At 50.1% G+C, this 25591-nt stretch carries 26 protein-coding genes; 15 read left to right on the top strand and 11 right to left on the bottom strand.

What is annotated here, in order from left to right; all coding sequences use genetic code 11:
- The first annotated feature begins 135 nt into the window (after positions 1-135).
- The 6 genes from ABV298_RS13315 (at position 136) to ABV298_RS13340 (ending at position 5154) form a co-directional block, all read left to right on the top strand.
- Positions 136-1071: a phosphatase gene (locus ABV298_RS13315; protein ID WP_353722572.1), complete on the top strand. Its 936-nt coding sequence runs from the start codon at positions 136-138 to the stop codon at positions 1069-1071.
- Positions 1072-1133: 62 nt separating this feature from the next.
- Complete coding sequence (locus ABV298_RS13320) at positions 1134-1841, top strand: DUF5118 domain-containing protein (RefSeq protein ID WP_353722573.1); 708 nt, start codon at positions 1134-1136, stop codon at positions 1839-1841.
- Positions 1723-3705: a zinc-dependent metalloprotease gene (locus tag ABV298_RS13325; protein ID WP_353723182.1), complete on the top strand. Its 1983-nt coding sequence runs from the start codon at positions 1723-1725 to the stop codon at positions 3703-3705. Before ABV298_RS13320 ends, ABV298_RS13325 begins: the two co-directional genes overlap by 119 nt.
- 62 nt (positions 3706-3767) lie before the next feature.
- Positions 3768-4442, top strand: a complete 675-nt coding sequence (locus ABV298_RS13330; protein WP_353722574.1) for a peptidoglycan DD-metalloendopeptidase family protein — start codon at positions 3768-3770, stop codon at positions 4440-4442.
- A 42-nt stretch (positions 4443-4484) separates the two neighbouring features.
- Positions 4485-4733 carry a DUF6364 family protein gene (locus tag ABV298_RS13335; protein WP_353722575.1) on the top strand — a complete coding sequence of 83 codons (249 nt, stop codon included), beginning with the start codon at positions 4485-4487 and terminating at the stop codon, positions 4731-4733.
- Positions 4723-5154: a PIN domain-containing protein gene (locus ABV298_RS13340; RefSeq protein WP_353722576.1), complete on the top strand. Its 432-nt coding sequence runs from the start codon at positions 4723-4725 to the stop codon at positions 5152-5154. Before ABV298_RS13335 ends, ABV298_RS13340 begins: the two co-directional genes overlap by 11 nt.
- Before the next feature lie 5 nt (positions 5155-5159).
- Here ABV298_RS13340 and ABV298_RS13345 read toward each other — a convergent pair whose 3' ends face one another.
- The 4 genes from ABV298_RS13345 to ABV298_RS13360 all read right to left on the bottom strand — a co-directional run bounded on the left by ABV298_RS13345 (position 5160) and on the right by ABV298_RS13360 (position 11045).
- Positions 5160-6383 (bottom strand): MFS transporter, encoded by a 1224-nt coding sequence (locus ABV298_RS13345; protein ID WP_353722577.1) that lies wholly within the window; start codon positions 6381-6383, stop codon positions 5160-5162.
- Between the two features lie 107 nt (positions 6384-6490).
- Complete coding sequence (locus tag ABV298_RS13350; RefSeq protein ID WP_353722578.1) at positions 6491-7243, bottom strand: SDR family NAD(P)-dependent oxidoreductase; 753 nt, start codon at positions 7241-7243, stop codon at positions 6491-6493.
- A 23-nt stretch (positions 7244-7266) separates the two neighbouring features.
- Positions 7267-8970 carry a S41 family peptidase gene (locus ABV298_RS13355; protein WP_353722579.1) on the bottom strand — a complete coding sequence of 568 codons (1704 nt, stop codon included), beginning with the start codon at positions 8968-8970 and terminating at the stop codon, positions 7267-7269.
- A gap of 125 nt (positions 8971-9095) precedes the next feature.
- Positions 9096-11045, bottom strand: coding sequence for an acetoacetate--CoA ligase (locus ABV298_RS13360; RefSeq protein WP_353722580.1), 1950 nt, complete (start codon positions 11043-11045; stop codon positions 9096-9098).
- A 302-nt stretch (positions 11046-11347) separates the two neighbouring features.
- Here ABV298_RS13360 and ABV298_RS13365 point away from each other — a divergent pair, with 302 nt between their 5' ends.
- Together ABV298_RS13365 and ABV298_RS13370 are read left to right on the top strand one after the other, a co-directional pair.
- Positions 11348-12064 carry a hypothetical protein gene (locus tag ABV298_RS13365; RefSeq protein WP_353722581.1) on the top strand — a complete coding sequence of 239 codons (717 nt, stop codon included), beginning with the start codon at positions 11348-11350 and terminating at the stop codon, positions 12062-12064.
- Positions 12065-12267: 203 nt separating this feature from the next.
- The gene (locus tag ABV298_RS13370; RefSeq protein ID WP_353722582.1) at positions 12268-12861 is read left to right on the top strand and encodes a pseudouridine synthase; all 594 of its coding nucleotides are present in this window, start codon (positions 12268-12270) and stop codon (positions 12859-12861) included.
- A 78-nt stretch (positions 12862-12939) separates the two neighbouring features.
- Here the strand turns inward: ABV298_RS13370 and ABV298_RS13375 are convergent, their stop codons facing one another.
- The 5 genes from ABV298_RS13375 to ABV298_RS13395 form a co-directional block, all read right to left on the bottom strand.
- Positions 12940-14463, bottom strand: a complete 1524-nt coding sequence (locus ABV298_RS13375; RefSeq protein ID WP_353722583.1) for a Do family serine endopeptidase — start codon at positions 14461-14463, stop codon at positions 12940-12942.
- 204 nt (positions 14464-14667) lie between these two features.
- Entirely contained in the window at positions 14668-15096 is a 429-nt protein-coding gene (locus ABV298_RS13380; protein WP_353722584.1) for an Hsp20/alpha crystallin family protein, read from the bottom strand.
- A gap of 240 nt (positions 15097-15336) precedes the next feature.
- Positions 15337-16083, bottom strand: coding sequence for a ribonuclease III (gene rnc / locus ABV298_RS13385; RefSeq protein ID WP_353722585.1), 747 nt, complete (start codon positions 16081-16083; stop codon positions 15337-15339).
- A gap of 14 nt (positions 16084-16097) precedes the next feature.
- Positions 16098-17351 (bottom strand): beta-ketoacyl-ACP synthase II, encoded by a 1254-nt coding sequence (fabF, locus tag ABV298_RS13390; RefSeq protein WP_353722586.1) that lies wholly within the window; start codon positions 17349-17351, stop codon positions 16098-16100.
- 43 nt (positions 17352-17394) lie between these two features.
- Complete coding sequence (locus ABV298_RS13395) at positions 17395-17631, bottom strand: acyl carrier protein (protein WP_015813362.1); 237 nt, start codon at positions 17629-17631, stop codon at positions 17395-17397.
- A 232-nt stretch (positions 17632-17863) separates the two neighbouring features.
- Here ABV298_RS13395 and kdsA point away from each other — a divergent pair, with 232 nt between their 5' ends.
- From kdsA to ABV298_RS13410, 3 genes are all read left to right on the top strand, one after another.
- Complete coding sequence (kdsA, locus tag ABV298_RS13400; RefSeq protein ID WP_353722587.1) at positions 17864-18676, top strand: 3-deoxy-8-phosphooctulonate synthase; 813 nt, start codon at positions 17864-17866, stop codon at positions 18674-18676.
- A gap of 11 nt (positions 18677-18687) precedes the next feature.
- Positions 18688-19365 carry a phosphatase PAP2 family protein gene (locus tag ABV298_RS13405; protein ID WP_353722588.1) on the top strand — a complete coding sequence of 226 codons (678 nt, stop codon included), beginning with the start codon at positions 18688-18690 and terminating at the stop codon, positions 19363-19365.
- 101 nt (positions 19366-19466) lie between these two features.
- Positions 19467-20027, top strand: coding sequence for a DNA-3-methyladenine glycosylase I (locus ABV298_RS13410; protein ID WP_353722589.1), 561 nt, complete (start codon positions 19467-19469; stop codon positions 20025-20027).
- Positions 20028-20031: 4 nt separating this feature from the next.
- On the opposite strand, the gene ABV298_RS13415 is transcribed toward ABV298_RS13410, so the two are convergent.
- On the bottom strand, positions 20032-20847 hold the full coding sequence (locus ABV298_RS13415; RefSeq protein ID WP_353722590.1) for a glycerophosphodiester phosphodiesterase family protein: 816 nt from the start codon (positions 20845-20847) through the stop codon (positions 20032-20034).
- 131 nt (positions 20848-20978) lie between these two features.
- Positions 20979-21896 (bottom strand): PfkB family carbohydrate kinase, encoded by a 918-nt coding sequence (locus ABV298_RS13420; protein ID WP_353722591.1) that lies wholly within the window; start codon positions 21894-21896, stop codon positions 20979-20981.
- 192 nt (positions 21897-22088) lie between these two features.
- Between ABV298_RS13420 and ABV298_RS13425 the strand changes: the two genes are divergently transcribed.
- Genes ABV298_RS13425 through ABV298_RS13440 form a run of 4 tightly spaced genes read left to right on the top strand, consistent with a single transcriptional unit; the run spans position 22089 to position 25522 of the window.
- A complete protein-coding gene (locus ABV298_RS13425; protein ID WP_353722592.1) occupies positions 22089-22469 on the top strand; it encodes a DUF5618 family protein in 381 nt (126 codons plus the stop codon).
- Positions 22470-22490: 21 nt separating this feature from the next.
- Positions 22491-23993 (top strand): cysteine--tRNA ligase, encoded by a 1503-nt coding sequence (gene cysS / locus ABV298_RS13430; protein WP_353722593.1) that lies wholly within the window; start codon positions 22491-22493, stop codon positions 23991-23993.
- Positions 23983-24504 (top strand): DUF192 domain-containing protein, encoded by a 522-nt coding sequence (locus ABV298_RS13435; protein WP_353722594.1) that lies wholly within the window; start codon positions 23983-23985, stop codon positions 24502-24504. The genes cysS and ABV298_RS13435 overlap by 11 nt, the downstream gene beginning before the upstream one ends.
- On the top strand, positions 24488-25522 hold the full coding sequence (locus tag ABV298_RS13440) for a M28 family peptidase (RefSeq protein WP_353722595.1): 1035 nt from the start codon (positions 24488-24490) through the stop codon (positions 25520-25522). The genes ABV298_RS13435 and ABV298_RS13440 overlap by 17 nt, the downstream gene beginning before the upstream one ends.
- The last annotated feature ends 69 nt before the right edge of the window (positions 25523-25591 follow it).

The raw sequence follows: 25591 nt of genomic DNA on the forward strand, positions 1-25591 counted from the left end.
TGAATTGGTTTCTGAAATCGGACTGCAAAGAAAAACTATATCCAACAGAAAATCAAGAAATAAGTCGTTAAAATTCATTTATTTTTGTATCCATTGCATTGAAACGAAAGTCATTAACAGATTAAACGGCCCGATATGAGTTCGAGACTCGGAATAATTGATTTAGGTACCAACACATTTCACCTGCTCATCGCCGAGCCGAACGGCGCTCATTTCAAGACGGTTTTCCACGAAAGCAGGCCCGCCAGGATCGGACTGGGCGGGATCAACAGGCGCATTATCACGCCGGAAGCCCGGGACCGCGCGCTGGCCGTCCTCTCCTATTTCCGCGAAAAACTCGACTCATATGAAGTGACGCCCGAAAAAACCTTCGCGTTCGGCACCAGTGCGGTACGAAATGCGGAAAACCGTCACGAGTTCTGCTCCGAAATCCTGCAAAAAACGAATATCGAAGTGACGGTCATCGACGGCAACCGCGAGGCCGAATACATTTATCACGGTGTCCGCACGGGTGCCGACATCGGCGACGAACCCTCTCTGATCATGGATATCGGTGGCGGAAGCGTCGAATTTATCATTGGCAACCACTCCCAGATTTTCTGGAAACAGAGTTTTGAAATAGGCGGTCAGCGGCTGATGGAAAAATTCATGCGCAACGACCCGCTTTCGCCGGGCGATCGCCGGAGCCTGTACAATCATTTCGAAGAGAACCTCATTCCCCTCTCCAATGCGGTACATCAATATGCGCCCGCAAAGCTGGTAGGTTCATCCGGCACGTTCGATACACTTGTGGACATTGATTTTCACCACCGCACCAACGACTGGCCACCCGCAGGCCAAACCGACTTCGACATTCCCCTGGAAGAGTTTTACCGTACCTACGCCCTCGTCCTTACCCGCAACCACGATGAACGCATGGCGATTCCGGGGATGATCGCGCTACGGGTCGATATGATCGTCGTGGCGGTGTGCCTGATCGACTATGTGCTCAAAACGCACGGCATCAGGCAAATCCAGGTTTCGAAATATGCCCTCAAAGAAGGTGTCCTGGCGGAACTGATGGCCAGATAACAACGCGTTCCCCTTTATTTAAACCTCATACTTATTCAAAATCAACCAACTCTATGCGATTAATGCGTTACCTACTCCTCGCGGTGCTGGCATGCGTGTATATGAACGACGCGCACGCGCAACGAAAGAAAAAGAAAGAAAAACAGGAAGATGTAAAAATCGACAAAGCCGTGGACGCCGTCGCCTCAGCCGTCAAGGACAAGCTCAAAGACGAAAAGAAGAAAGGCCCGAAAGCATTCAAAGATCTGATAGACAGCACCAATGCAGTGAGCCAGAAAGGCATGATCTCGGTACACAAGGTGGATGATAAGTGGTATTTCGAAATACCCGACTCGCTCCTGAACCGCGATATCATGACGGTTACCCGTTATTCCAAAACTGCCGCGGGCGGGGGGATTTTCGGTGGCGAAGAAGTGAACCGGCAAATGATCCGCTGGGAAAAAGGAATGGATAATAACCTGCTGCTGAGGTCGGTGACGATCGTGGTCACCAGTCCCGACAGCACCAAACCTATTTTTCAGGCAGTCAAAAATTCTAACTCCGATCCGATTATAGGTGTTTTTGATATTAAAGCAATTAAAAAAAGAACCCGCGAATGCTTCGGTGATCGACGTCACCGATTTCTTCAACTCGGACAACCAGGTGTTTTCGCTGAGCTCGGTAAGCAAGCAGTTGCTGAAACTCGCCGCATTCAAGAAAGAGGCCTCGTTTATTTCCAAAATCAGCACGTACCCGATCAATACCGAAATTCGCACGATCAAAACCTTTAATGTAACGCCCCAGTTGCTGACTCCCGCACCGGTTCCCTCGATTGGCCAGTACCTTCCTTCGGGCCTCGATGCGGGCGTCGTGACGTTCGAAATGAACTCTTCGCTGATACTGCTTCCAAAAGTGCCGATGAAAAAACGCATTTTCGATAGCCGGGTAGGTTATTTTGCCAACCAATACGCCGTTTTCGGCGAAGAATCCCAACGTTCGGACACGGAGGTATTTGCCGTAAGATGGCGCCTCGAACCCAAAAATGCGGAGGACGCACGCAAACAGCAAAACGGCGAGCTGATCGAGCCCAAAAAGCCGATCGTTTACTACATCGACCCGGCTACACCCGAAAAATGGCGCAAATACCTGAAAGCGGGCGTCGACGACTGGCAGGCTGCATTTGAAAAGGCAGGTTGGAGAAATGCGATCCGAGGCGAGTACTGGCCCGAAAACGACACGACCATGAGCCTCGAAGATGCACGTTACTCGGTGATCCGGTATTTCGCGGCCGACATCCAGAATGCCTACGGACCTAACGTACACGACCCTCGCAGCGGCGAGATACTGGAAAGCCACATCGGCTGGTACCATAACGTAATGCGTTTGTTGCGCAACTGGTACATCATCCAGGCCGCTGCGGTGGATCCGAAAGCACGTACGAAAAAGTTTGATGACGAATTGATGGGCCAACTCGTCCGTTTCGTATCGTCGCACGAGATCGGCCATACCCTGGGACTTCGCCACAATATGGGCGCAAGTTCGGCCACGCCGGTTGAAAAACTGCGTGATAAGGCATGGGTGGAGCAGCACGGGCACACCTCGTCGATCATGGATTATGCCCGTTTCAATTACGTGGCGCAGCCGGAAGACGGCATCACCAACCTCTTTCCGCGCATCGGCGATTACGACAAATGGGCCATTCAATGGGGTTACAGCAATTTCCCCGATGCCAGGGACGCCCAGACTGAAAAACTGGCCTTGAACACCCTCACCAAGGAGGCTTACAAAGACAACCGGCTGCATTTCGGAACGGAAATCAGCCCCTACGACCCGCGTTACCAGACGGAGGATCTGGGCGACAATGCCATGAAAGCTTCCGAATACGGCATCAAAAACCTGAAACGCATTATGCCGAACCTGATCGAATGGAGCAGGGAAGACGGCGAAAGCTATAAAGAGCTGGACGAAATCTATGGCAATGTGGTAACGCAATACCGCCGTTACCTCGGCCATGTGATAAAAAACGTAGGCGGTATTTACGACACCCCGACCACCTACGACATGGAAGGGCCCACCTTCACCACTGTTCCAAAAGCCACTCAGAAGGAGGCGATCGATTTCCTGAATACACAGCTTTTCAAAACACCGACCTGGCTACTTGACCAGAACATACTTAATAAAGTGAAGCCTGAAACCGGTGTAGAGGCGGTTAAGGCATTGCAGGATTACGCGCTAACCGCCCTCTTTGCAGGCGATCGCGCCGTGCGGCTGATGGAGACGGGCGTTTCGGCTAAGAACTACACGCTGGATGACCTTTTCACTGATCTGGAAACGGGAATATGGTCGGAAATCAAAACCGGCAAGCCGATTGACCTGTATCGAAGAAATCTCCAGAAAGTATATGCCGAAAAGCTGATTTCTCTGCTGAAACCAGGCCGCGCGAATGTTCAATCGATTCCCGTTGGCATCACTTACGGCTTTTCCACGCGCTCGGTGGAACTTGAAAAAACGGATTTACCGTCAATCGCACGGGCACATTTGGAAAGCCTGAGAGTGACGGTGAATGCTGCCGTTGCAAAAAGCACCGATAAAAACACGCGCTACCATTTACAGGATGTTTCACAAAGAATCAGGCAGGCGCTGGATCCGAAATAATGTTTTCCCGAAACAGGCAAGTCGGCAACGGCTTGCCTGTTTGTTTTAAAATCTGTTGATCGATGTCTGAACTCGTCCGGCTACTCCGCCATCACCCCGCATTCACAGCCATTGTACAAAACGGCAAACCCTACCGAAAGCTGGATTTTACAGCCGGCAATACCGGTCTGTTAACAAGGGATTTATCCGAAACAACGGATTTCAACGCCTACGTTTTCAACGAGCTACTCTCCGGGAGCACTTTTAACGGGATTGGCGGCTACGACGAAGACCGCGTGATTTACAGGCACCGCAAACATTTCACTACCGACATCGAAAAGCCCCGGAGCATTCACCTGGGAGTCGATATCTGGGCGGAGGCCGGCACTCCGCTTTATGCCCCGCTCGACGCGACTGTGCACAGTTTCGCATTCAACGACCATTATGGGGATTATGGCCCAACCATTATTCTTGCGCATAAATTAAGCGGGATAACCTTCTTTACGCTCTATGGACATTTATCATTAAGCTCATTGGAAGGCTTACACGAAGGCAAAACGATCCGGGCCGGCGAACGCTTCGCCGCCATCGGCCCTTACCCTGAAAACGGCGACTGGCCGCCGCATTTGCATTTCCAGGTTATCAGGGATATGGGAAGTTACCGGGGCGATTTCCCCGGCGTTTGCAATGCCGCGGATCGGGGTTATTATCTGGATTTATGTCCTGATCCGGAGTTGATTTTGAGAATAAAAGCTTAGAAATTATGCGCATATCTGAAAGTTTATGCGCATATTAGTGGTATGAAAACTCGCTTGAATATCACGATCGAAGATACTGTTCTGGCATACATTAAAAGCTATGCGGCTGCGCGGCAGGTCAGTGTTTCTCAGATTATTGAGGATCATTTGAAATCTATTGCACGGTCTGCCGAACAAAAGCGCAACATTCTCGAAGTAGTGGATGAAATGGATGCGCCCATTAGTATAAATGCCGATCAAGACCTTGTGAAAGCCTATCACGAAGCCCGTTCAGAAAAATATGGCAGTTAGCGCTTTTCTCGATGCCAACATTATTCTCGATTTTCTTTTGAAAAGAAAAGATTATGAAAATGCCAGGAAAGTCATGGTGCTTGTATTGGAAAAGAAAATCAAAGCCTTCATTTCTCCCTCCATTTTGCATATTGTAAGCTACTGGCTAACCAAAGCTTACGGAAGTGCCAAGTCCAAAGATCTTCTATTGCTCCTTCTTTCAGATGTCAGGATTATCGATGCCGGTCACGACGTTGTGAACCTCGCTCTAACTTCTCAAATAGACGATATTGAAGATGCCCTGCAATATTATACCGCAATTCATCACAAAATAGACTTCTTTCTTAGCAGGGATAAAAAACTGAAAAAGGATGCCCTAACGCTCTTACCCGTTTACGACATCCCCGGTTTTCTAAATCTGCTTGATAAGCAATACACCTGAACTGCTCAGGACTTCCTCTCTAAATTTGGCAAAAATCCGGTTAGCAGCCCGATCAACGGCAAAAACGAGCAAATCCAGAAGACGTATTCGATACTCGTCTTGTCGGCCAGCGTACCAAGAATAGCCGAGCCGATACCCGCAATACCAAATGCGAAACCGAAGAACAAACCGGCGATCATTCCTACTTTTCCCGGGATCAGCTCCTGCGCGTACACGAGGATCGCGGAGAATGCCGAAGACAGGATCAGTCCGATGATGCAGCTCAATACGCCTGTCCAGAAAAGATCGACATAAGGCAGTAACAGCGCAAAAGGTGCCGCGCCGAGGATCGAGATCCATATTACATACTTACGGCCAATTTTGTCCCCGACAGGCCCGCCGACGAAGGTCCCGGCCGCTACGGCAAAAAGGAAGGCAAACAAATAAATCTGCGAGCTTTGAATGGAAACGCCGAATTTATGGATGAGGTAGAAAGTGAAATAGCTCGAAATACTGGCCATATAAATATATTTCGAGAAGATCAGCAGGAGCAGAATGCCGATCGACACCACCACTTTCGTCTTTGAAATGGCATTCTCCCGTACGACAGGGCCGCTTGCCTTCCTAACAACCATAGCCAGGTTTTGCTTGTACCAGCCACCCACCCACGACAGGATAACAATCGCCAGCAAGGCTACCAGCGAAAACCAGATTACCTGAAAACGGCCATAAGGCAACAATATCAAGGCCGCCAGCAGCGGCCCGAGCGAACTGCCCGCATTACCACCTACCTGAAACAGCGACTGCGCCATCCCATGCTTCCCCCCGGATGCCATACGTGCTACCCGCGACGCTTCCGGATGGAAAACCGCCGATCCGACACCAATCAAACCTACCGAAAGCAGTACAATATGGAAGCTGTTTGCCATGGAAAGCGAAACGAGCCCCAGCAATGTAAAACACATGCCAACCGCCAGGGCATATGGCTGGGGCCTTTTATCCGTAAATGACCCTACAAGCGGTTGGAAAACCGACGCACTGACCTGGAATGTAAAGGTAATGAGCCCGATCTGTGAAAAGCTGAGGTTGAACGACTCCTTCACCATCGGGTAAATCGACGGGATGAGCGATTGCATGGTGTCGTTCAGCAAGTGTGAGAAACTCAGTGCCAGAAGGATCGGGAATACAGTCTGGGAGGCCGGAACCGGCGCGGCGGAACCGGCCGGGGAACTTTGGTCAAAACTTTTCATAGGCAATCGAAATACCCCCGACTTCCTATTTATGGAAGTCGGGGCCCAAAAAGAATGACAAAGGTATCGATTCCTGTTCGCATTATGGCCAGAAACCAAATAAAATGCTATTTACGATAAATAGTCGTAGCAGTAGATTGCGCTCCCGCCAGAATGGTGATGTCGGCAATCGTAACGCGGTCCGGCGCATTGACGGCGTAAAGAATGGCGTCGGCAATGTCGCTTGCCTGCAAGGGATCAAAGCCCTGGTATACCTTATCGGCCCGCTCCTCGTCGCCTTTAAAGCGCACCAGGGAAAACTCGGTTTCTACCGCACCTGGCGCGACATTGGTCGTTTTAATGCCATGCTGGGTCAGTTCGAGGCGCATTCCCTCGCTGATCACCTCTACTGCCGCTTTGGACGCACAGTATACCGCGCCGTTCACGTAAGTTTGCTTACCGGCAATCGAGCTGATGTTCACGATATGCCCTTTTCCGCGTTCCAAAAGCAGCGGGATAACGGCCTTCGAAACGTAAAGAAGCCCTTTGACATTGCCATCGATCATCGCGTCCCAGTCATCGGTATCGCCTTCATCGATTGTGCCCAGGCCGTGCGCATTGCCGGCATTGTTGACCAGAATATCGATATTTTTCCACTCATCGGGCAGCGACCCGACTGCCGCTAGCACTGCACCTTTATCGCGAACGTCGAATATGAGTGTGGTTACTTTTACTTTTGAAGACAGTTCGGCAGCGACTTCATCGAGGCGCTCCTGGCGGCGGCCGCACAAAATAAGGTCTATTCCGGCAGCGGCGAATGCATCCGCCGTAGCCTTACCGATACCGGACGTGGCTCCGGTAATAAATGCAATACGGGACATTGAGTTAAATGGTGTGGCGTGAATTACTTTTTGTTTTTCGGAATATTAAGGCTGCTGAATTCACCCTTTTCCAGTTGTGCGGCCTGGCTGAACAGCTGGACGGCCTGCCGGTAAACATTATCCGTCGGGTTCAGCACCTGGAACACCTCGTTGTTTAACCCGCTTTTCTGCTTTCTGCCCCACACATAACGACCGATGATTGCCTTCGTTTGCGAGGTAATGAGCGGTTTGGAAAGGTTCAGTTCCTTTTCATTGGGTTTAATGCCCGCTTTCGATGCGTCTTTGACGAGCTCGGCCACCATGGCGTCGGTTACCTGGAACGACTTCAGGAATTCTTTGAAAGGCTGCTTTTCAAGCCGTTTCTGATTCTCGTTGGCATACCGTAAAGCATATTCACGGATAATATTCTTCGAATACAATTCAAAAAGGTATTTGCTGTTCAGCAAAGTATCCTTCGGAACAAAAATGTCGGGCGTAATGCCGCCGCCACCGTACACGATCCGACCACCGTCGGTTTTGTAAACTTTGCTCTTATCGAATTTAATGCTGTCGGCATTGAACAGCTCGCCGCTTTCGTAGCGGTGAGCCAGGTCCTGGCTGTAATCTTCGCCCTTACCCAATTCGTAGGGCTTCTGAATGCTGCGGCCGCTCGGCGTGTAGTAGCGTGAAATCGTCAACCTCAATTCCGAGCCGTCGGACAGTTTGATCGGCATTTGTACGAGGCCTTTTCCGTAAGACCTTCTTCCGACAACCAACGCGCGGTCGTGGTCCTGCAATGCGCCTGCAAGGATCTCGGAGGCGGATGCGCTGCCTTCGTCGACCAGCACGATCAGCGGCCCCTGCTCAAAGAGACCCTCCACATGCGAACGCGTCTTGCGGTCGAAACGGCTGTCTTTTCCTTCGGTGTAAACAAGCAGCTTATCGCCAGCGATAAACTCGTCGGCCATGCTTGTGGCGCGCTCCATATACCCTCCCGGGTTGCCGCGGAGGTCGAGAATGAGGTTTTTCAAACCCTCGGCCTTCAATGTTTTCAGGGCGGACTTAAATTCGTCGTAAGTGGTTTCCGAAAAACGGCTCACTTTGATATAACCTATTTCCTGGTCCACCATATAGGCCGCATCCACCGAGAAAGTAGGAATGCGGTCGCGGACCACCGAGAAGTTCATTCTATCCTTCAATCCGACCCGCTCGATAGACAGATCGACTTTCGTACCCCGTTTTCCACGCAGCAACTTGTATACCTGCGCATTGGTAACGCCGGGGCCGGACAGGTTTTCTTTATTAACGGAAATGATACGGTCGCCGCTCTGGATACCCGCCGCTTCCGAAGGCCCTCCGCTCAAAGGCGTAACCACATACACGGTGTCGTTATAAATATTGAACTCCACGCCGATGCCGTCGAAGCCTGATTCGAGTTGCGACCTCGCCGCGGTAGCCTCTTCCGCATTGAAATAGGCAGTGTGCGGATCGAGCTTTTCGAGCATTTTGGAAATCGAGAAATCGACCAGCTCTTCGGTATTTACCGAATCCACATAGTTGTTTTCGACCAGCATTAAAACTTCCCTGAACTTGCCGTAACCCTTCGCGACGTCGGATAGCTTCTTCCCGCCACTGAAAAACGTACTTCCCAGCAGCACACCAGCCGCCAGCGTGATCGCAATGATGATGGGCAAACGAACTACGGATTTCGAGTTCTGAATCGGAGGCTGAGGTCTTTCTGAGTTCATACCTGTTGGAATTAGGAGTATGGCTGGCGCCGGAGAAATTGCCTATTTCCCCAACGTGAATTAAATAATTTTGGTTGCCTAATGCAAATGAATGCAGCGTGTTAACAGACCAACGACACGGATTTCTAGATAAATGCCTTCAACGACTCGGGATTACGCATGGTATCGATATTAATGCATTTCGCCGGATCCTGCCCCATCAGTATCCGCTTCATCGGCGCTTCCATTTTTTTGCCGTTGATCGTGTAGGGAATATCGCTCACCTGCTCGATTGTGTCCGGAACGTGCCGCGGGCTGTATTGCGTCCGCAATGTGTCCCTGATCTGCTGTTTCAGCTCGTCGGTCAGTTCCTTATCTTTCGCCAAAACGACAAACAGCGATATGGTGCCCTCTCCATTCGATTTTTCGAGATAAACGGCCAGACTATCCTTCACATCCGGAATACTTTCCACCGCCCGGTATATCTCCGCCGTCCCGATGCGCACGCCGCCGCGGTTCAGGGTAGCATCGGATCGCCCGTAAATGATGACCGATTTCCGGTCCGTGATTTTGATCCAGTCGCCGTGCCGCCACACATGCGGGTACATTTCAAAATAGCTGGACAAGTATTTTTCGTCATGATCATCGTTCCAGAAGTAAATGGGCATCGACGGCATGGGCTGTGTGATGACCATTTCGCCCAATTCATTCAAAACAGACCGGCCGTTTTCATCGAACGCTTCGATTTTAGCACCCAGCATCCGGCACTGGATTTCTCCCGCATACACGGGGAGCAGCGGACAACCGCCTACGAACGCGCTGCACACGTCTGTGCCTCCGCTCAACGAGATCAGCCACACATCCTTTTTGACTTGCCTGTAAATCCATTCAAACGCCTCGGGTGGCAATGGCGAGCCTGTCGAACCGATCGTTTCCAGATGGTTTAATCGCTCGGAACTAATGCTGACGCCGCTTTTCATCGAAGCGATATAGAATGCCGCTCCGCTGCCAAAATGCGTAATACGGGCCTTTTCGGCCAATGTCCAGAGCACTTGCGACGATGGATAGGCCGGTGCGCCGTCGTACAGCACCAGTGTGGCTCCGCACAGCAACGAACTCAGCGCATAATTCCACATCATCCAGCCGGTTGTCGAGTACCAGAAATAACGGTCGCCGGGCTTTACATTCTGATGTAAAATCAGCGCCTTCATATGCTCGATCAGGCAACCGCCGACGCTATGGGTAATAGCTTTGGGCTTCGCCGTCGTTCCGGAAGAATAGAGGACCCAGATCGGATGGTCGAATGGCACGGGCTCGAAGTCGATTCCGGAATTTTCGAAATGCAGAATATCGTCCCACGAGGTAAACCGGTCGGGACGGGTTTCCGAAAATATATTGTTGATCAGCACCGTGTCTCCGACGGTGGGAAGCGATGCGTGCAGCTCACCGGCGAACGAGGTAATGTCGTAGACTTTGCCATTGTAAAAATACCCGTCTACAGTAAACAAAACCTTTGGCTCGATTTGCGAAAAACGTTCGGTTATCGCGGGTTTTCCAAAGTCCGGCGAACAGGACGACCAAACTGCGCCTACCGCATTCGTAGCCAGGAATGCGACTATTGCTTCCGGAATATTGGGTAATACGGCCGCCACACGATCGCCCGGCTTCACTCCGCGCTGTTTCAACCAGGTGGAAACGGCCGCGACCTGCCCTTCGAGCGTGTCCCAGGAGATTTCGACAAGCTCCGATTTTTCAGACTGAAAGAGGATCGCCGGCCTGTCCTTTGTTTTGTTTCTGAAAATGTGCTCCGCATAGTTCAGCTTCGAGCGGGTGAACCAGCGTGTGCCGATAAAGCCGCTTACCGGCCGTTGCAGCACTTCCAGATACAGGTCGTGCGATTTGATATTGAAGTTATTCCAGAGACTTTCCCAGAAATCTTCCAGGTCGGTAACCGACCATTCCCAAAGATCGTGATAAGAACGGAAATAGAGCCCTTTTTTGACAAACAGCCAGTCCATGTACTTTTTCAGATTGGACTGTTCCAACAGGGTCCTCCCCGGTTTCCACAAAGGTTGCGCCTGCGCCTCAGCTGACATAATGCACTTGTTAATGAAGGTTTAGTTAGGGAAAATGCCCATTTTCGGCCGCATTTCTCTGATAGTACTTATAAACGTTCCTGTTGCATTTTTGGCATAAACACTTCCAAAAATATTTTCTCGCAAAATTCCCGTATCTTTGCAGGCTATTTTTTTCTAACACTAAGTACTCTGACCATCAGATACGTTGGCTAACCAGTTTTAGTGGCAATGCATACCATTCTGTGCGAATTAATGCACTAATCGGTTACAAGGTAAATTTGTAAAGAGGAAATAAATCCAGTAGTGATACTGCATTCCTGATGAGAAACAGAAACAATTCCAGAGGCGGCAACAGCTCCCGCCCGTCGGCCGGAGGCTCCAAAGATGGAGGCGGCTACTTCAAACGCACAAAGCCGGAAGTGGAAAGCCGGTTCAGCAAGCCCAGCATTAAAAAATCCAGCCTGCGTTTTTCAGCGCCTGCCGAAAACAAGGGCCAGAAAGCACGTCCCAGCTTCGATCATGAAAGGTCCCGCGATGAGCGTTCCGGCTATGATAAACCGGGCTTCACCAGGCCGGATTTCAAGAAATGGGACAAAGGCGGTAACGATCGCCCCTTCCGCCGCGAAGGTGATTCTGCCGAACGCGGTTTTAAAAAGGATTTTGGTAAAAAAGATTTCCGTTCCGGTGACCGTCCTGAAAGACCGGGCTTCGGCGGAGACCGCAACCGTGAGTTCAAACCCCGGTTCGACAGAGATAATGACGAGCGAGAGTTCAGGCCACGCCCTGAAAGAGACGCGCGTGATTTCAAATCGCGGCCCGAAAGAGGCAATGGCGATCGTGAATTCAAACCACGTTTTGAAAGGGACGACCGCGATTTCAAACCGCGTGGTGAGCGGCCGGGCCAGGATAGGCCGGGGCGTTCATTCGACCGGAACGAAGGTCCGTTCAAAAAAAAGAAGATAGGGACGATAAACCCTATCGCTCCCGTTTTCAGGACGATGAGCAGGAAGACCGCAGTGGGCTGGAAAGGCGCGTAGGCCGTTATGAAACCGCACCACGCTATAATCTCGACAACTACGAGCATAAGAAAAAGCCGGCGGCGAGGCATAAAGAGAAGGACGAAAGCAACGAGATCCGCCTCAACCGTTACATCGCCAACGCGGGCATTTGCTCCCGCCGTGAGGCCGATGACCTGATATCTTCGGGTCAGATTTCCGTTAACGGCAAGATCATCACTGAAATGGGCTACAAAGTAAAGCCCACCGACGTGGTGAAATACGGCAAAAAGGCATTGAACCCGGAGAAAATGGTGTACATCCTGATCAATAAACCGAAGGATTACATCACGACAACCGACGATCCCGAAGAACGCAAAACCGTCCTCGACCTGATTGCGGGCGCATGCTCGGAGCGCGTGTATCCCGTAGGCCGCCTCGACCGTAATACGACCGGCCTGCTTTTGCTTACCAATGACGGTGAACTCGCCGAGAAACTGACGCATCCGTCGAGCGGAATCAAGAAAATCTATCAGGCCGAACTAGATAAACCCATCACTACCGAGGACTTCGAGCGGCTTCAAGCCGGCCTGGAACTGGAAGACGGCTTCATCCGCCCCGACGAAGTGGGTATCGTTACGCCCGACGCCTATGTCGTAGGCCTGGAAATTCACAGCGGCCGCAACCGCATCGTTCGCCGCATGTTCGAGCATTTGGGTTACGAAGTCCAGAAACTCGACCGTACCGTTTTCGCCGGTTTGAACAAAAAAGACCTGCCCAGAGGAAAATGGCGCTTCCTGACGGAGAAAGAGGTGATTAAGCTGAAATTCCTGCTTTGATTCACAAAGCATTGAAAACAAGAAGGGCTGCGATGGTGATCATCGCAGCCCTTCGCTTATTTATACATTAGATTGAAATTACAATCTGAATCCGAATGAGTAGATATCGTAAGGAGCATCGGGATAAAGTCCTTCGAATTGTACCATCGAATCTTCTTTACCCGCGATCGCCGCTTCGAATTCCTTTACAGTTTTTACGGTTTTACCATTGACTTTGGTGATAATAAACCCTTCTTCCACTTGCGAGCGCGCGAACTTGCCGCCTTCGATCGACAACACTTTCACACCACCATCGATTTTGTAGCGTGACAGTCTTTGTTTCTCCTGGTCGGTCAGGTTCCCGAACTGCGCTCCGAGTGAGCTCATTACCGCGGCCGCTTCGTCTCTCTTGATGATTTCAGAGCCGCCTGCGCGGTTACGCAACGTAACGGTCAGCTCTTTTTCTTTACCGTCGCGGTTAATGGTCAGGTTCACTTTATCGCCGGGTTTGTGCAGGCCGATCGATTGCTGCAATTCAGGGATCGAGTGGATATTTACACCATCCACTTTCACAATCACGTCACCCTTGTTGACGCCACCTGCTTTCGCGGCACTGTTTTCGGTGAAATCGCGGACGTACACACCGTCGCTTACTTTGACACCGTATTCTTCCGCTTTTCTGCTATCGAGGTCGTCGAGGGAAATACCTAGATAACCACGTTGTACATTACCGAACTTGATCAGGTCGCTGGACACCTTTTTCACAATGCTCGAAGGCACTGCGAATGCGTAACCGGCGAAGCTACCCGTAGGGCTTGCAATCGCGGTGTTGATACCGATCAGCTCACCTTTCAGGTTCACCAATGCGCCACCACTGTTTCCGGGGTTCACGACGGCGTCGGTCTGGATAAAAGATTCCAGTGGCGAATCACCGGGAGCAGAAGAAGTCGGCTGCATCTGGTTACGGCGCGATTGGCCGATAATACCCAGGCCACGGCCTTTGGCGCTCACAATACCGGCAGTAACGGTCGACTCAAGGTTGAAAGGGTTACCAACGGCAACCACCCACTCCCCTACTTTCACGGCATCCGAATTACCCAGCGTTACCGCGGGTAGGTCCTTTCCTTCGATTTTAATCACCGCGATGTCGGTTGACGGGTCGGTACCGATGATTTTCGCCCGAAACTTACTCTTGTTATGCAAGGTAACTTCGAGCTCCTGCGCGCCTTCCACAACGTGGTTGTTGGTCACGATATAACCATCATTTGTAATGATTACACCGGAACCGGTCGCTTCCGATTGCTGCGGGCCCCGGGGGCTTCCGAAGTCATCGCCGAAAAAATCGCGGAAAATATCGGGGATTTGCTGGCCGCGGTAAGCCTGCCTTGTGCTGATAGACTTAATGTGGACCACCGTTGGCGTAGTCGCTTCTGCCGCGTAAACAAAATCACCGGGAGCACCTGCCGGGGCACCTGCCGACGTAAAACGTGCCAGGGACTCGGCGGGGGCTTCTTTAAAAATTACATCTCTATCACTATCAGGACCAAGCAGTTTGAGGCCAGCCACGGTTGATGCACTTGAAATCAACCCAACCAACACCAAACCTTTCCAATTTGTTTTCATAGACATATGTTGGGGTTATATTTTTATGGACAAATAACGCAAATCAATCAACAAATTATTCCCGCCGTAGATTCGTTTAACATCTTTTAACAAAGATATTTCATCTGGGGATTTACTAAAATATCCTGCCAGGCGATTATCTACCGGCGTTCATAAAAAAGGCGTTATCCTCACGAATAACGCCCATTATGCAGACCGCCCCGATCAGGCAATCTCAATCAGTCGGGCAGGTTTTTCTTTTGCTTCCTCACGTTTGGGGAGCACGATACTCAGGATGCCGTCGGCATAATTCGCCTCGATCTTGTCCCCGTCAACGGTATTGGGTAAAGTGAAAGTTCTCTGGAAAGATGTGTATTTAAATTCTTTCCTGGTGTACTTCTCATTTTTTTCTTCTTCCTTCTGCTCTTTCTCAGCTGAAATGGTCAGTTGATTTTTCTCGAGGTTCAGTTTGAAGTCTGATTTCTGAAGGCCGGGAGCCGCTACTTCAATGCGGAAACCTTCCTTATTTTCAACCACATTCACAGCTGGCACGGTACCTGCGAAAGCAGGGGTGTTAAACTCGTGGAATAGATCCTTACCAAAAAATCCGTTCAAATAAGATGGACCTGCGAAATGTTTGACTAATGTGCTCATTGTTATAAGATTTTTATGTTCTATGTTTTCAGTTTCTTCTAACCGTCGTGGTTATGCCCTGTATTTAACAACTTCTGTTCCGGGCTGGAAAAATGGGAAAAATAGTGACAAAATGGCCGCATTCGTCCGGCTTTTCTCCGGAATGCAGACAAAATGACCGACAATCGTTTTTTCAAAACACACAAAACGACATTAGCCCATAGGAGAACCAATGAGCAGACGCTTTAAAAACAAGTAAGGTTATTTCAATTCAAGGATTGCGCAGGCCTGCTCGGAAGCGGATTGTTCGGCTTTTTTCTTGGTAAAGCCGTTGCCAATGGCGAAGGGCTCGTCGTTAACGAGGATTTGGGAGATGAATTCGCGGTGGTGCCGGGTACCCCGTTCTTCGAGTATTTCGAAGCGGATCTCCTTGCCCTCGCGCTGCGCCCATTCGATGATGAGACTTTTGAAGTTCACATTGTTCTGGATAATACTGTCCAGATCGTAATGTGTGATGAGCTTGCTGATGATGAAGGTCCGCGTGAAACGGAAGCCCTTATCGAGGTAAATGGCGCCTACGAATGCTTCGAGCGCGTCCCCGTACATGGATGAGCGTGGCGACATACCGCGGCGGTTGCCGTCGTATTCGATCAGCCGGTCGAGGCCCAGCTTGCGCGAAATCTGGTTCAGCGACTCGCGATTCACGATCCGAGAGCGGATTTCGGTGAGGAAGCCCTCGTCTTTGTAGGGATATTTGGTAAAAAGAAACTCTGCCACCACCATGCCCAGCACCGCGTCGCCCAGGTATTCCAAACGCTCGTTCGATTCCCTGAAACCTTTGATAGCGGTCTCGCGGGAAGCGGAGGTGTGCCTGAAAGCCAGCTGATAAACGCCGAGATTAGAAGGCTTGTCGCCTATAACATGCGCAATCGACTCCTTAAATTTTTTGTCCTCAGCACTTCCGGTCCTGAACAGGGAAAGTATCGGTATAAGAATTCGCTTTGCCAATGGTAGAGATTTAATCAGTCTTCGTATTTCTTGAAAACGACTGACGCATTATGACCTCCGAAACCGAAAGTATTGCTCAAAGCGACATTTACACGACGTTTTTCGGCCTTATTGAATGTAAGTTTCAGGCGCGGATTAATTTCCGGGTCGTCGGTAAAATGGTTAATGGTAGGCGGCACCACCTGGTCCTTGATCGCCATGATACAGGCGGCAGCTTCGATGGCTCCTGCTCCTCCCAATAAATGCCCTGTCATCGATTTCGTTGAGCTGATATTCAGATCATATGCATGCTCGCCGAAGAATTTTTCTATGGCCTTGATCTCCTGCGGGTCACCGATCGGGGTAGATGTACCGTGGGTATTGATGTAATCGATATCCTCAGGCTTGATGCCTGCGTTATCGACCGCATTTTTCATTACAATGTAAGCGCCGAGTCCTTCCGGATGCGGAGCGGTGATGTGATAGGCGTCGGACGACATCCCGGCACCGATCATTTCGGCGTAAATCTTTGCCCCGCGTGCTTTCGCATGTTCGAGTTCTTCCAAAATAATCGCCGCTCCTCCTTCTCCGAGCACGAAACCGTCACGGTCCTTGTCGTAAGGGCGCGAGGCAGTTTCAGGCGAATCGTTTCTTTCGGACAATGCTTTCAGTGCATTGAAACCGCCCACACCGGCAATCGTCACCGCCGCTTCGGAACCGCCGGAGATACATACGTTCATCAAACCGAGCTTGATGTAATTGTATGCGTCGATCAACGCGTTGGTCGCCGAAGCGCAAGCCGATACCGTGATAAAATTAGGTCCCCGGAAACCGTACCGGATCGACAATACGCCGGAAGCGCTGTCGACGATCATTTTCGGGATAAAGAAAGGATTGAAACGGGGAGTTCTGCCGTTCTCGGAATAGTTCATCACCTCTTCCTCGAAAGTTTTGAGGCCGCCGATGCCGGAGCCCCAAATTACACCGGCTTTGTCGAGATCAAGCGTATCTGCGTCAAAGCCGGCGTCCTTCATCGCTTCGTCGGCCGCGATGACGGCGTATTGTGTAAAGGGGTCCATTTTACGGGCTTCTTGCCGAGGAATGTAATTCGTAACGTCCAATCCCTTCACCTCACAGGCGAAACGCGTACGAAACTTTTCAGCATCGAACCGCGTGATGGGGGCTGCACCGCTTACGCCTGCAACCAGATTTGACCAAAAGGTAGGAACATCATTGCCAACGGGCGTCAATGCGCCCATTCCTGTAATTACAACTCGCTTAAAACTCATAAAATTGGGACAGAAATAGAAGATTGTACTGGTAAAAACCGGATTACTTCACGTTTTCTTCCAGATATGCAACAGCCTGACCAACTGTACCGATGTTCTCTGCCTGATCGTCAGGGATAGAAAGATTGAATTCTTTTTCGAATTCCATAATCAACTCAACGGTGTCTAGAGAGTCCGCTCCCAAGTCGTTCTGGAAGTTTGCTTCCGGTGTAACCTCCGACTCTTCAACGCCGAGTTTTTCGACGATAATTTGCTTAACTCTTTCTGCAATTGCTGACATTTTATAATCACTTTTTGGTTAAAATCGCCACAAAGAAAGATATTTCAGTTCACTTTTTCAAAAATTTTTTAAACACTTCATTTTATTGCATAATCCCTGTTTGAAATAAAAAAAAGCAGGAAATCAGCCGATTATAAGGGCTCCGTTTCAAGAAATCGGCCGAGTGCGAAGAGAACGTTACGGATAGCCGTACATTCGCGAAACATTTATCAATACCTATACCAACACCAGTATGATCTCGATACCGAAGTTGAAAAATACCGATTCGACCAATTTCTTCCTGATGGCTGGCCCCTGCGCGATAGAAGGAAGGGATATGGCGCTGCGAATCGCCGAGCATATCGTTACAATCACCGAACGCCTTCGCATTCCTTATATATTCAAGGGTTCCTACCGCAAAGCCAACCGCACCAAAATCGACTCGTTTACAGGAATCGGCGATGAAAAAGCGTTGAAAATCTTGCAGGAAGTAAGTCAGACTTTCGGCATTCCTACTGTTACCGACATTCACGAATCGCACGAAGCAGCAATGGCGGCCGAATATGTGGATGTGCTGCAAATCCCGGCATTCCTTTGTCGCCAGACGGAGCTTCTCGTGGCCGCTGCACGCACGGGCAAGGCAGTGAATGTCAAAAAAGGACAATTTCTTTCCGGCGCATCGATGAAATTTGCCGCGGAGAAAATCAATGAAGTAAACCCGGAAGCACAAGTAATCCTTACTGATCGCGGTAACAGCTTTGGTTACGGGGATTTGGTGGTAGATTATCGTAACCTCCCTGAAATGGCCGCATTTGGCGTACCGGTGGTGATGGACTGCACGCATTCGTTGCAACAGCCCAACCAGGCTTCGGGCATCACCGGCGGTAAACCCAAACTCATCGAAACCATCGCGAAAGCCGCCATCGCCGTGGGAGCCGACGGCCTTTTCATCGAAACCCATTTCAATCCCGCCGAAGCCAAATCCGACGGTGCCAACATGCTCCCGCTCGATCAGCTCGAAGGGTTGCTGGAAAGACTTGTACGCGTGAGAGAAGCTATTTTATGATCCCAAAAACTATGAAGGCATATCTGATATGCCTTTTTCTTTGTCTGCAAATACTCCCTCAGGCCGCATTTGCCCAGCAGGATTCCACCAAACTATGGAAAGTAACTGCCGGCGATGTTATCCCGCCCGTTTCGCTGGGGCTGGCGGGCCTTATTGTTCAGGGAAAAATCAGCCGGCATTTGCAGGAGCGCGTGGTTTCCAGCTATCCTAATTACCGCACCAATTTGGACGAATATCTACCGTATGCGCCGGGCGTGGTAAGCCTCGGGCTAGCGTCCGCGGGCGTGAAGGGCAAACATAAGCTCGGCGACCAGGTGATTCTGGCGTTGCTGTCCAATGTCATCGCGCAAGGCGTTACACAGAGCTTGAAGCGCATTGTGCGTTATCCTCGGCCCAATGGCGAGGATTATCACTCATTCCCATCGGGACACAGCACTACCGCTTTTGCCAATGCTGCGATCCTGCACGAAGAATACGGAGAACGCAGCATATTATATAGTATAGGCGGCTATGGCACGGCCACGGCCGTAGGTACCATGCGCGTGCTTGGCAACCATCACTGGCTCGCCGACGTGCTCATGGGCGCGGGCATAGGCATAGGTGCGACGAAAGTTGTTTACATCAGCTACCCCTGGATGCAGCAGCAGGTGCGGAAAATGAAAGCAAGGCGGCATAGCAAAAAAAATTGAAATACTGCTGACATAGGGTTGTCACCCGGCACTTTCACTTTTGCAAAGTCATCTGTTAGCCATGCACTTCTCAAAGAGACAATCTTAAAGTTTTTTACGCGATGTCATATTGCACTTACGTCAACAACAACCAATCGGAGCAGGCCGACTACCTGCTCCACAAACATTATCATGATAACCACTATGGCTTTCCGATCGACGATGACGACGAGTTATTCGGGCGGCTTTTGCTGGAAATCAACCAGGCCGGACTCAGCTGGACGCTGATGCTTCGAAAGCAAGACAGTTTCCGGGCCGCTTACGATAATTTCTCCATTGAAAAAGTGGCTGCTTATGACGAGTCGGACCGTGAGCGGCTACTGGCCGATCCCGGCATCGTTCGAAACCGGTTGAAGGTGAATGCAGCTATTGTGAATGCACGGAAAATTCTTGAATTGAAACAGGAATACGGCTCGTTCAAAGGATGGATCGACGCGCATCATCCTTTGACGAAAGAGCAGTGGGTCAAGCTGTTTAAAAAGACTTTTAAGTTTACGGGCGGGGAGATTGTGAACGAGTTTCTGATGAGTACGGGATATTTGCCGGGCGCTCATGATGCCGATTGTCCGGTTTATAATGCCACGCTGCGGCCAACCGCAAAGACACTGCAGCGGCGGCCGTGAATGGTCACGAATGGCTCTTGATATAATTAACAAGCTCGGCGGGCTTATCCGTTTGCAACCCTTGCACACCTTTATGCAATGCCTCATTCCATGACGCCGGGCCTTCGGTAGGGCTTTGCACATCCAGCCAAACCGACAGGCCATGTTCATGCGCAGCTTTCAGCAATTCCGGATCGGATACGTTATCTACCACCTGAATGTGCATTTGATTCAGAAATGCAGCCAGTTGCTCCTTATTAGTCACTTCTTTCGGAAGGCTGGTCATTAGCGGCATTTCGGGAGCCACTTCCCTCCATTTTTTGTATTGTTCTTCCTTATTTAAATAGACTACGATCTGGTGCTCCATGCCAGCGGCTTTGATCTGCTTCCAGGTTTCGGCAACGTCCGCATCCTTGAAGTCCAGATAAATATTGATTTTACCCTTACAAAGCGCGAGTATCTCTTTGAATTCGGGAACCCGGTGGGGCTTTTTATTACGGTTGAAAACCTGTAAATCTTCCACTTCCTGCCAGGTCATATCGGCTACCTTACCCGCACCATTTGTAGTCCGGTCTACTTTGGCGTCATGCATCGCGACGAGGTGGCCGTCTTTGGTTGTCCTTAAATCCACCTCAACATAATCGGCACCGCAGTTAATGGCTTCACGCGTGGAAGCGAGCGTGTTTTCAGGCGCGTTTACATGATTACCACGATGGGCTATCACAACCGTTTTATGTTTGGAATGCGGTAATGCGGGATGCGCATGGTGCTGCGCGAATGCTGGTGTAATAAGCGCGGCGTACGCTACGAGGGAGCAGATTTTGTGAACAAACAATTTCATCGTGAATTTCAGGTTATCAGCGGGGTTACCGTTTTTTCAACCAATCGGACTAATGGGCCGGTAAAAAAATGAGTCTACAAGCAGAAATGCAATTCCAACTCATAGACTCATCTGCTCTGAACTTTAAACTTTTATTGTATTTCGAAGCTCGCCAGTTTCACAAATTCCTGCACGCGGTCGTTGATTTCCTGCTGCGAAAGGTTCACCAAACGCTCCGTGCCGAATTTCTCCACGCAGAAAGATGCCATCGCCGAACCATAAATGATCGCACGCTTCATATTGTCGAAAGAGATGTCGTTGGTAGCGGCGAGATACCCGATAAAACCACCCGCAAATGAGTCGCCGGCGCCGGTCGGGTCGAAAACTTCTTCCAGTGGCAACGCGGGCGCGAAGAAGATGCGGTCTTCCTGGAACAGCAATGCGCCGTGCTCGCCTTTTTTAATAATCAGCGTCTTGGGGCCCATGGCCAGGATTTTCTTGGCGGCCTTGCGCAATGAGTATTCGCCTGAAAGCTGGCGCGCCTCTTCGTCGTTGATCGTCAGGAGGTCGACCAGTTTCAAAACCGATTTCAGGTCTTCCAATGCGATATTCATCCACAGGTTCATGGTATCGAGCATGATCAGCTTCGGGCGTTTTGCCAAACGTTCGATCACCAGTTTCTGAGTCACGGGAACCGTATTGCCCAGCATCAGGAACTCGGTACCCTGGTAGGAATCCGGGATGATGGGGTCGAAATGCTCCATCACATTCAGCTCCGTGATCAGCGTGTCGCGCGTGTTCATATCCTCATGGTACTTACCCGACCAGAAGAATGTCTTGCCATCCTGAACGATCTCCAAACCCTTGGTATCCACACCATGTTCTTCAAGGAGGTCAATCATTTCTTTGGGGAAATCACCCCCTACTACCGCAACCAGGTTATTCTGTTTCGTGAAGTAAGAGGCGGCTAGTGTGATGTAAGTGGCGGCACCGCCGATAATTTTGTCTGTTTTTCCAAACGGGGTTTCGAGCGCATCGAATGCAACAGATCCTACGGTAAGTAAACTCATAAGTGATTACTGTGTTGATTTTAAGTTAGTTTCAAACTGGATTTTAAATGCAAAAACGCTGCGAAGATAAACAAAACGCCCGAATAGCCTCTCCCCGCCTGCTCATTCTCAGTTCTATCTACAAATCAATCCTGCGTTATTTGCTATTTTTGTCTGAAGTAAAATTCTCTATCAACTAATTCACATACTATTATGGAAGTAATCAACGAAGCTAAAAGGTACATCGACAATGCAAGGGGATTTCTTAGAAACAATGCCCGCAAAGAAAATGGCGTATACCAGGATACAAAATACGTGAAGATTGCAGGGCATACGGCTTATAGCGGCGTTTTGATGGCGCTTGACGCGGTGCTTCCAGAGAAAGGGTCCCGCAAAAGTGTCGAATGGTACCAGAAAGAACTTAGTGCAATTGACAAACGGGTATTAGCCAGCTTTCTGAATGCGTATCACCAATTGCATATCGGCATGGGCTATGACGGTAATCCGAGTGCAAAAATGGCCAATATAGGCTTGCAGGATGCAGAAAGAATTATCCATTGGGTCGAGAACCGGCTCGAAAAGACAAACCAGTAATCAAGAAAGTATAACATATAAATGACCGCACAAACTTTCCAGCCACTCAAAATATTCAATACGCTTACCCGTAAAAAGGATGTTTTCGTTCCCATTGCCCCTCCCTATGTCGGCATGTATGTGTGCGGGCCGACGGTCTACAACAATGTGCATTTGGGCAACATCCGCACGTTTCTCTCATTCGATATCCTGTTCCGCTATCTGACGCACATCGGCTACAAGGTCCGCTACGTCCGCAATATTACCGATGTAGGCCACCTCGTAGGCGATGGCGACGAGGGCGAGGACAAGATCGGCAAAATGGCCAAGCTGCAAAAGCTCGAACCGATGGAGGTCGTGCAGCAATATACCAATGATTTCCATGCGGTTACAGCGGTTTTCAACCTGCTTTCACCCAGCATAGAGCCTACTGCAACCGGCCATTTGATCGAGCAAATCGAAGCGGTGCAAGCGTTGATCGACAAGGGAGTGGCGTATGAGTCCAATGGCTCGGTATATTTCGATATTAACAAATACCAGGCAGGCGGCAATGAATATGGCAAGCTTTCAGGCCGCATTATCGAGGATTTGCTGAACGAAACACGTGACCTCGACGGTCAGGCCGAGAAGCGCAATCCGCTCGATTTCGCATTGTGGAAAAAAGCCAGTCCCGAGCACATTATGCAATGGGAATCGCCTTGGGGCAAAGGCTTCCCTGGCTGGCACCTCGAATGTACCTGCATGAGTGCCAAGTACTTAGGTAAACAGTTCGATATCCACGGCGGTGGCATGGATCTCAAATTCCCGCACCACGAATGCGAAATTGCACAAGGTAAATCGCTCACCGGCGAAGAACCCGTTCGTTACTGGATGCATACCAATATGCTGACTGTCAACGGGCAAAAAATGTCAAAATCGCTGGGCAATTCTTTTTTGCCGGCCGAGCTCTTTTCGGGTAACCACGAATTGCTGGAACAGGCCTACAGTCCGATGACGGTTCGCTTTTTCATGCTCCAGAGCCAGTACCGGAGCACGCTCGATTTCTCGAACGAAGCACTGAAGGCCGCTCAGAAAGGTTACAAAAAACTTGCTAACGGCCTGCGCATCGCCAAGCTCCTTACGTATACGCACGAAGATGGTGTCCCTTTTGACGAAGCCAAAAAAGCCGATATCGAAAAGTCGATCGAAGGGTTTTACAATGCGATGAATGATGATCTGAATACCGCCGTGGCATTTGCGAACCTGTTCAATATGTTGAAATACATCAATATGCTGAACATGGGTCAGTTGAAGTCGGCGGCGCTGGGAGAGGCGGTATTTATTTCGCTGAAAGAGAAGTTCGTGGTTTTTTTCGAAGATGTTTTAGGCTTGAAAGAGGAACTGGCCGAAGGCCACGCAATCCTCGATGGTATGCTCAAACTCTACCGGGAATTTAAACTTTCCCAGAACTACGAAAAAGTGGACGAAATCCGTTCTTACTTCAAAAATCAGGGTCTGGTGATCCGCGACACCAAAACGCGCATCGACTGGGCGTATGAAGAATAATATGAAACATCGACGGTCGGTTTTTGCATACATATTGCTGGGCGTGTTTCTGCTGGGCGGAGCGGCGTATTTCATCGCCTCTTTCCGGGACAGGAGCAAACCCGCCGAAATGCCTGCCCCGGCAGTACCCCGTCCGGTTTATAATAAAGAAGGCGAGGTCACCTTCCTGAAAAAAGGTCGGCCTTTGACGAAAATCGAGGTTGAGATTGCAGAAAACGAGGCCGAGCGCGCCAAAGGTCTGATGTTCCGCTCTTACCTGCCCGATTCGGTAGGTATGCTTTTCATTTTTGAGCAGCCCGACGAGCATGCCTTCTGGATGAAGAACACATCCATTCCGTTGGACATTATATATGTAGGTCCGGACAAAAAAATCGTTTCCATCGCACAAAATACTCAACCGTATTCGGAAGAAAGCATTCCTCCGTATGGTCTGGTACAATATGTGGTAGAGGTCAATGCAGGTTTTACCAAGCGTAACAATATTCAATCAGGAGATGCCATTTCTTTCTAACAACTTGTTTTTTAGACGATTGCCGATCGCACTTGCGATCATCGCCGGAATTTATGGCTGCAAAAGCAGCACCAGCTCCGAGCAAACGGCCGAACAAGCTCCGCCGGCACTTGTAAAAAGCGCGGATTTCAATGCCGACAGTGCTTTTCAGTTTGTGCAAAAACAAGTCGATTTCGGTGCACGCGTACCCAATACGCCCCCACACAGGGCCTGCGGCGATTACCTCGTGGCTACATTGAAAAAATATGGCTGGCAAGTGGTGGAGCAGCCTTTTACCGCCACCACATTCGACGGTACCAAGCTGAATGCACGGAACATTATCGGGAGTTTCAATCCCCAGGCAGCTAAGCGTATTCTGTTAGCCTCCCACTGGGATTCTCGGCCTTTTTCTGATCAGGATTCTTTGGTTAAAAACAAACCGGTCCTCGCAGCGAACGATGGCGCAAGCGGCATAGGTGTGTTACTTGAAATTGCACGGGTGCTTTCCAAAGAGGCGGCAAAGCCGGAAATCGGTGTGGATATTATCTTCTTCGACGCCGAAGACTGGGGCTCGTCCGGCTCGGAAGATAACGGCATGGAATACAGCGGCTTCTGCCTGGGCTCGCAGCATTGGGCCGCTAACAAGCATAATCCGAACTACACAGCCTATTTTGGAGTGTTGCTCGACATGGTAGGCGCGAAAGGGGCCACATTTCTCAAGGAAGGGTATTCCACCCAGATGGCCGGCGACGTAGTAAGGCAGGTATGGGCAACAGCCAGCCGCCTGGGATACAGCAACTATTTTATCGATGAAACCGGCGGCGCCATTACCGACGATCACGTCCCCGTGAATAAAGTGGCGCGCATTCCGATGATCGACATCATCCATACCCGCCAGAACAATCCGTCCAAAACGTTCTTCGACCAGTGGCACACCACGCACGATACGATGGAAAACATCGATCCGAAGACATTAAAGGCGGTCGGCCAGACGCTCATTCAGGTACTTTACCAGGAGGCACAGGACCAGCCGTTATAAGGGTCAAGTGTAGTCGGAAGTAGTCAGGTATAGTCAATTGTAGTCAGGTATTGTTATTAATTAATTATA

The organism is Dyadobacter sp. 676 (genome assembly GCF_040448675.1).
Lineage (GTDB): Bacteria > Bacteroidota > Bacteroidia > Cytophagales > Spirosomataceae > Dyadobacter.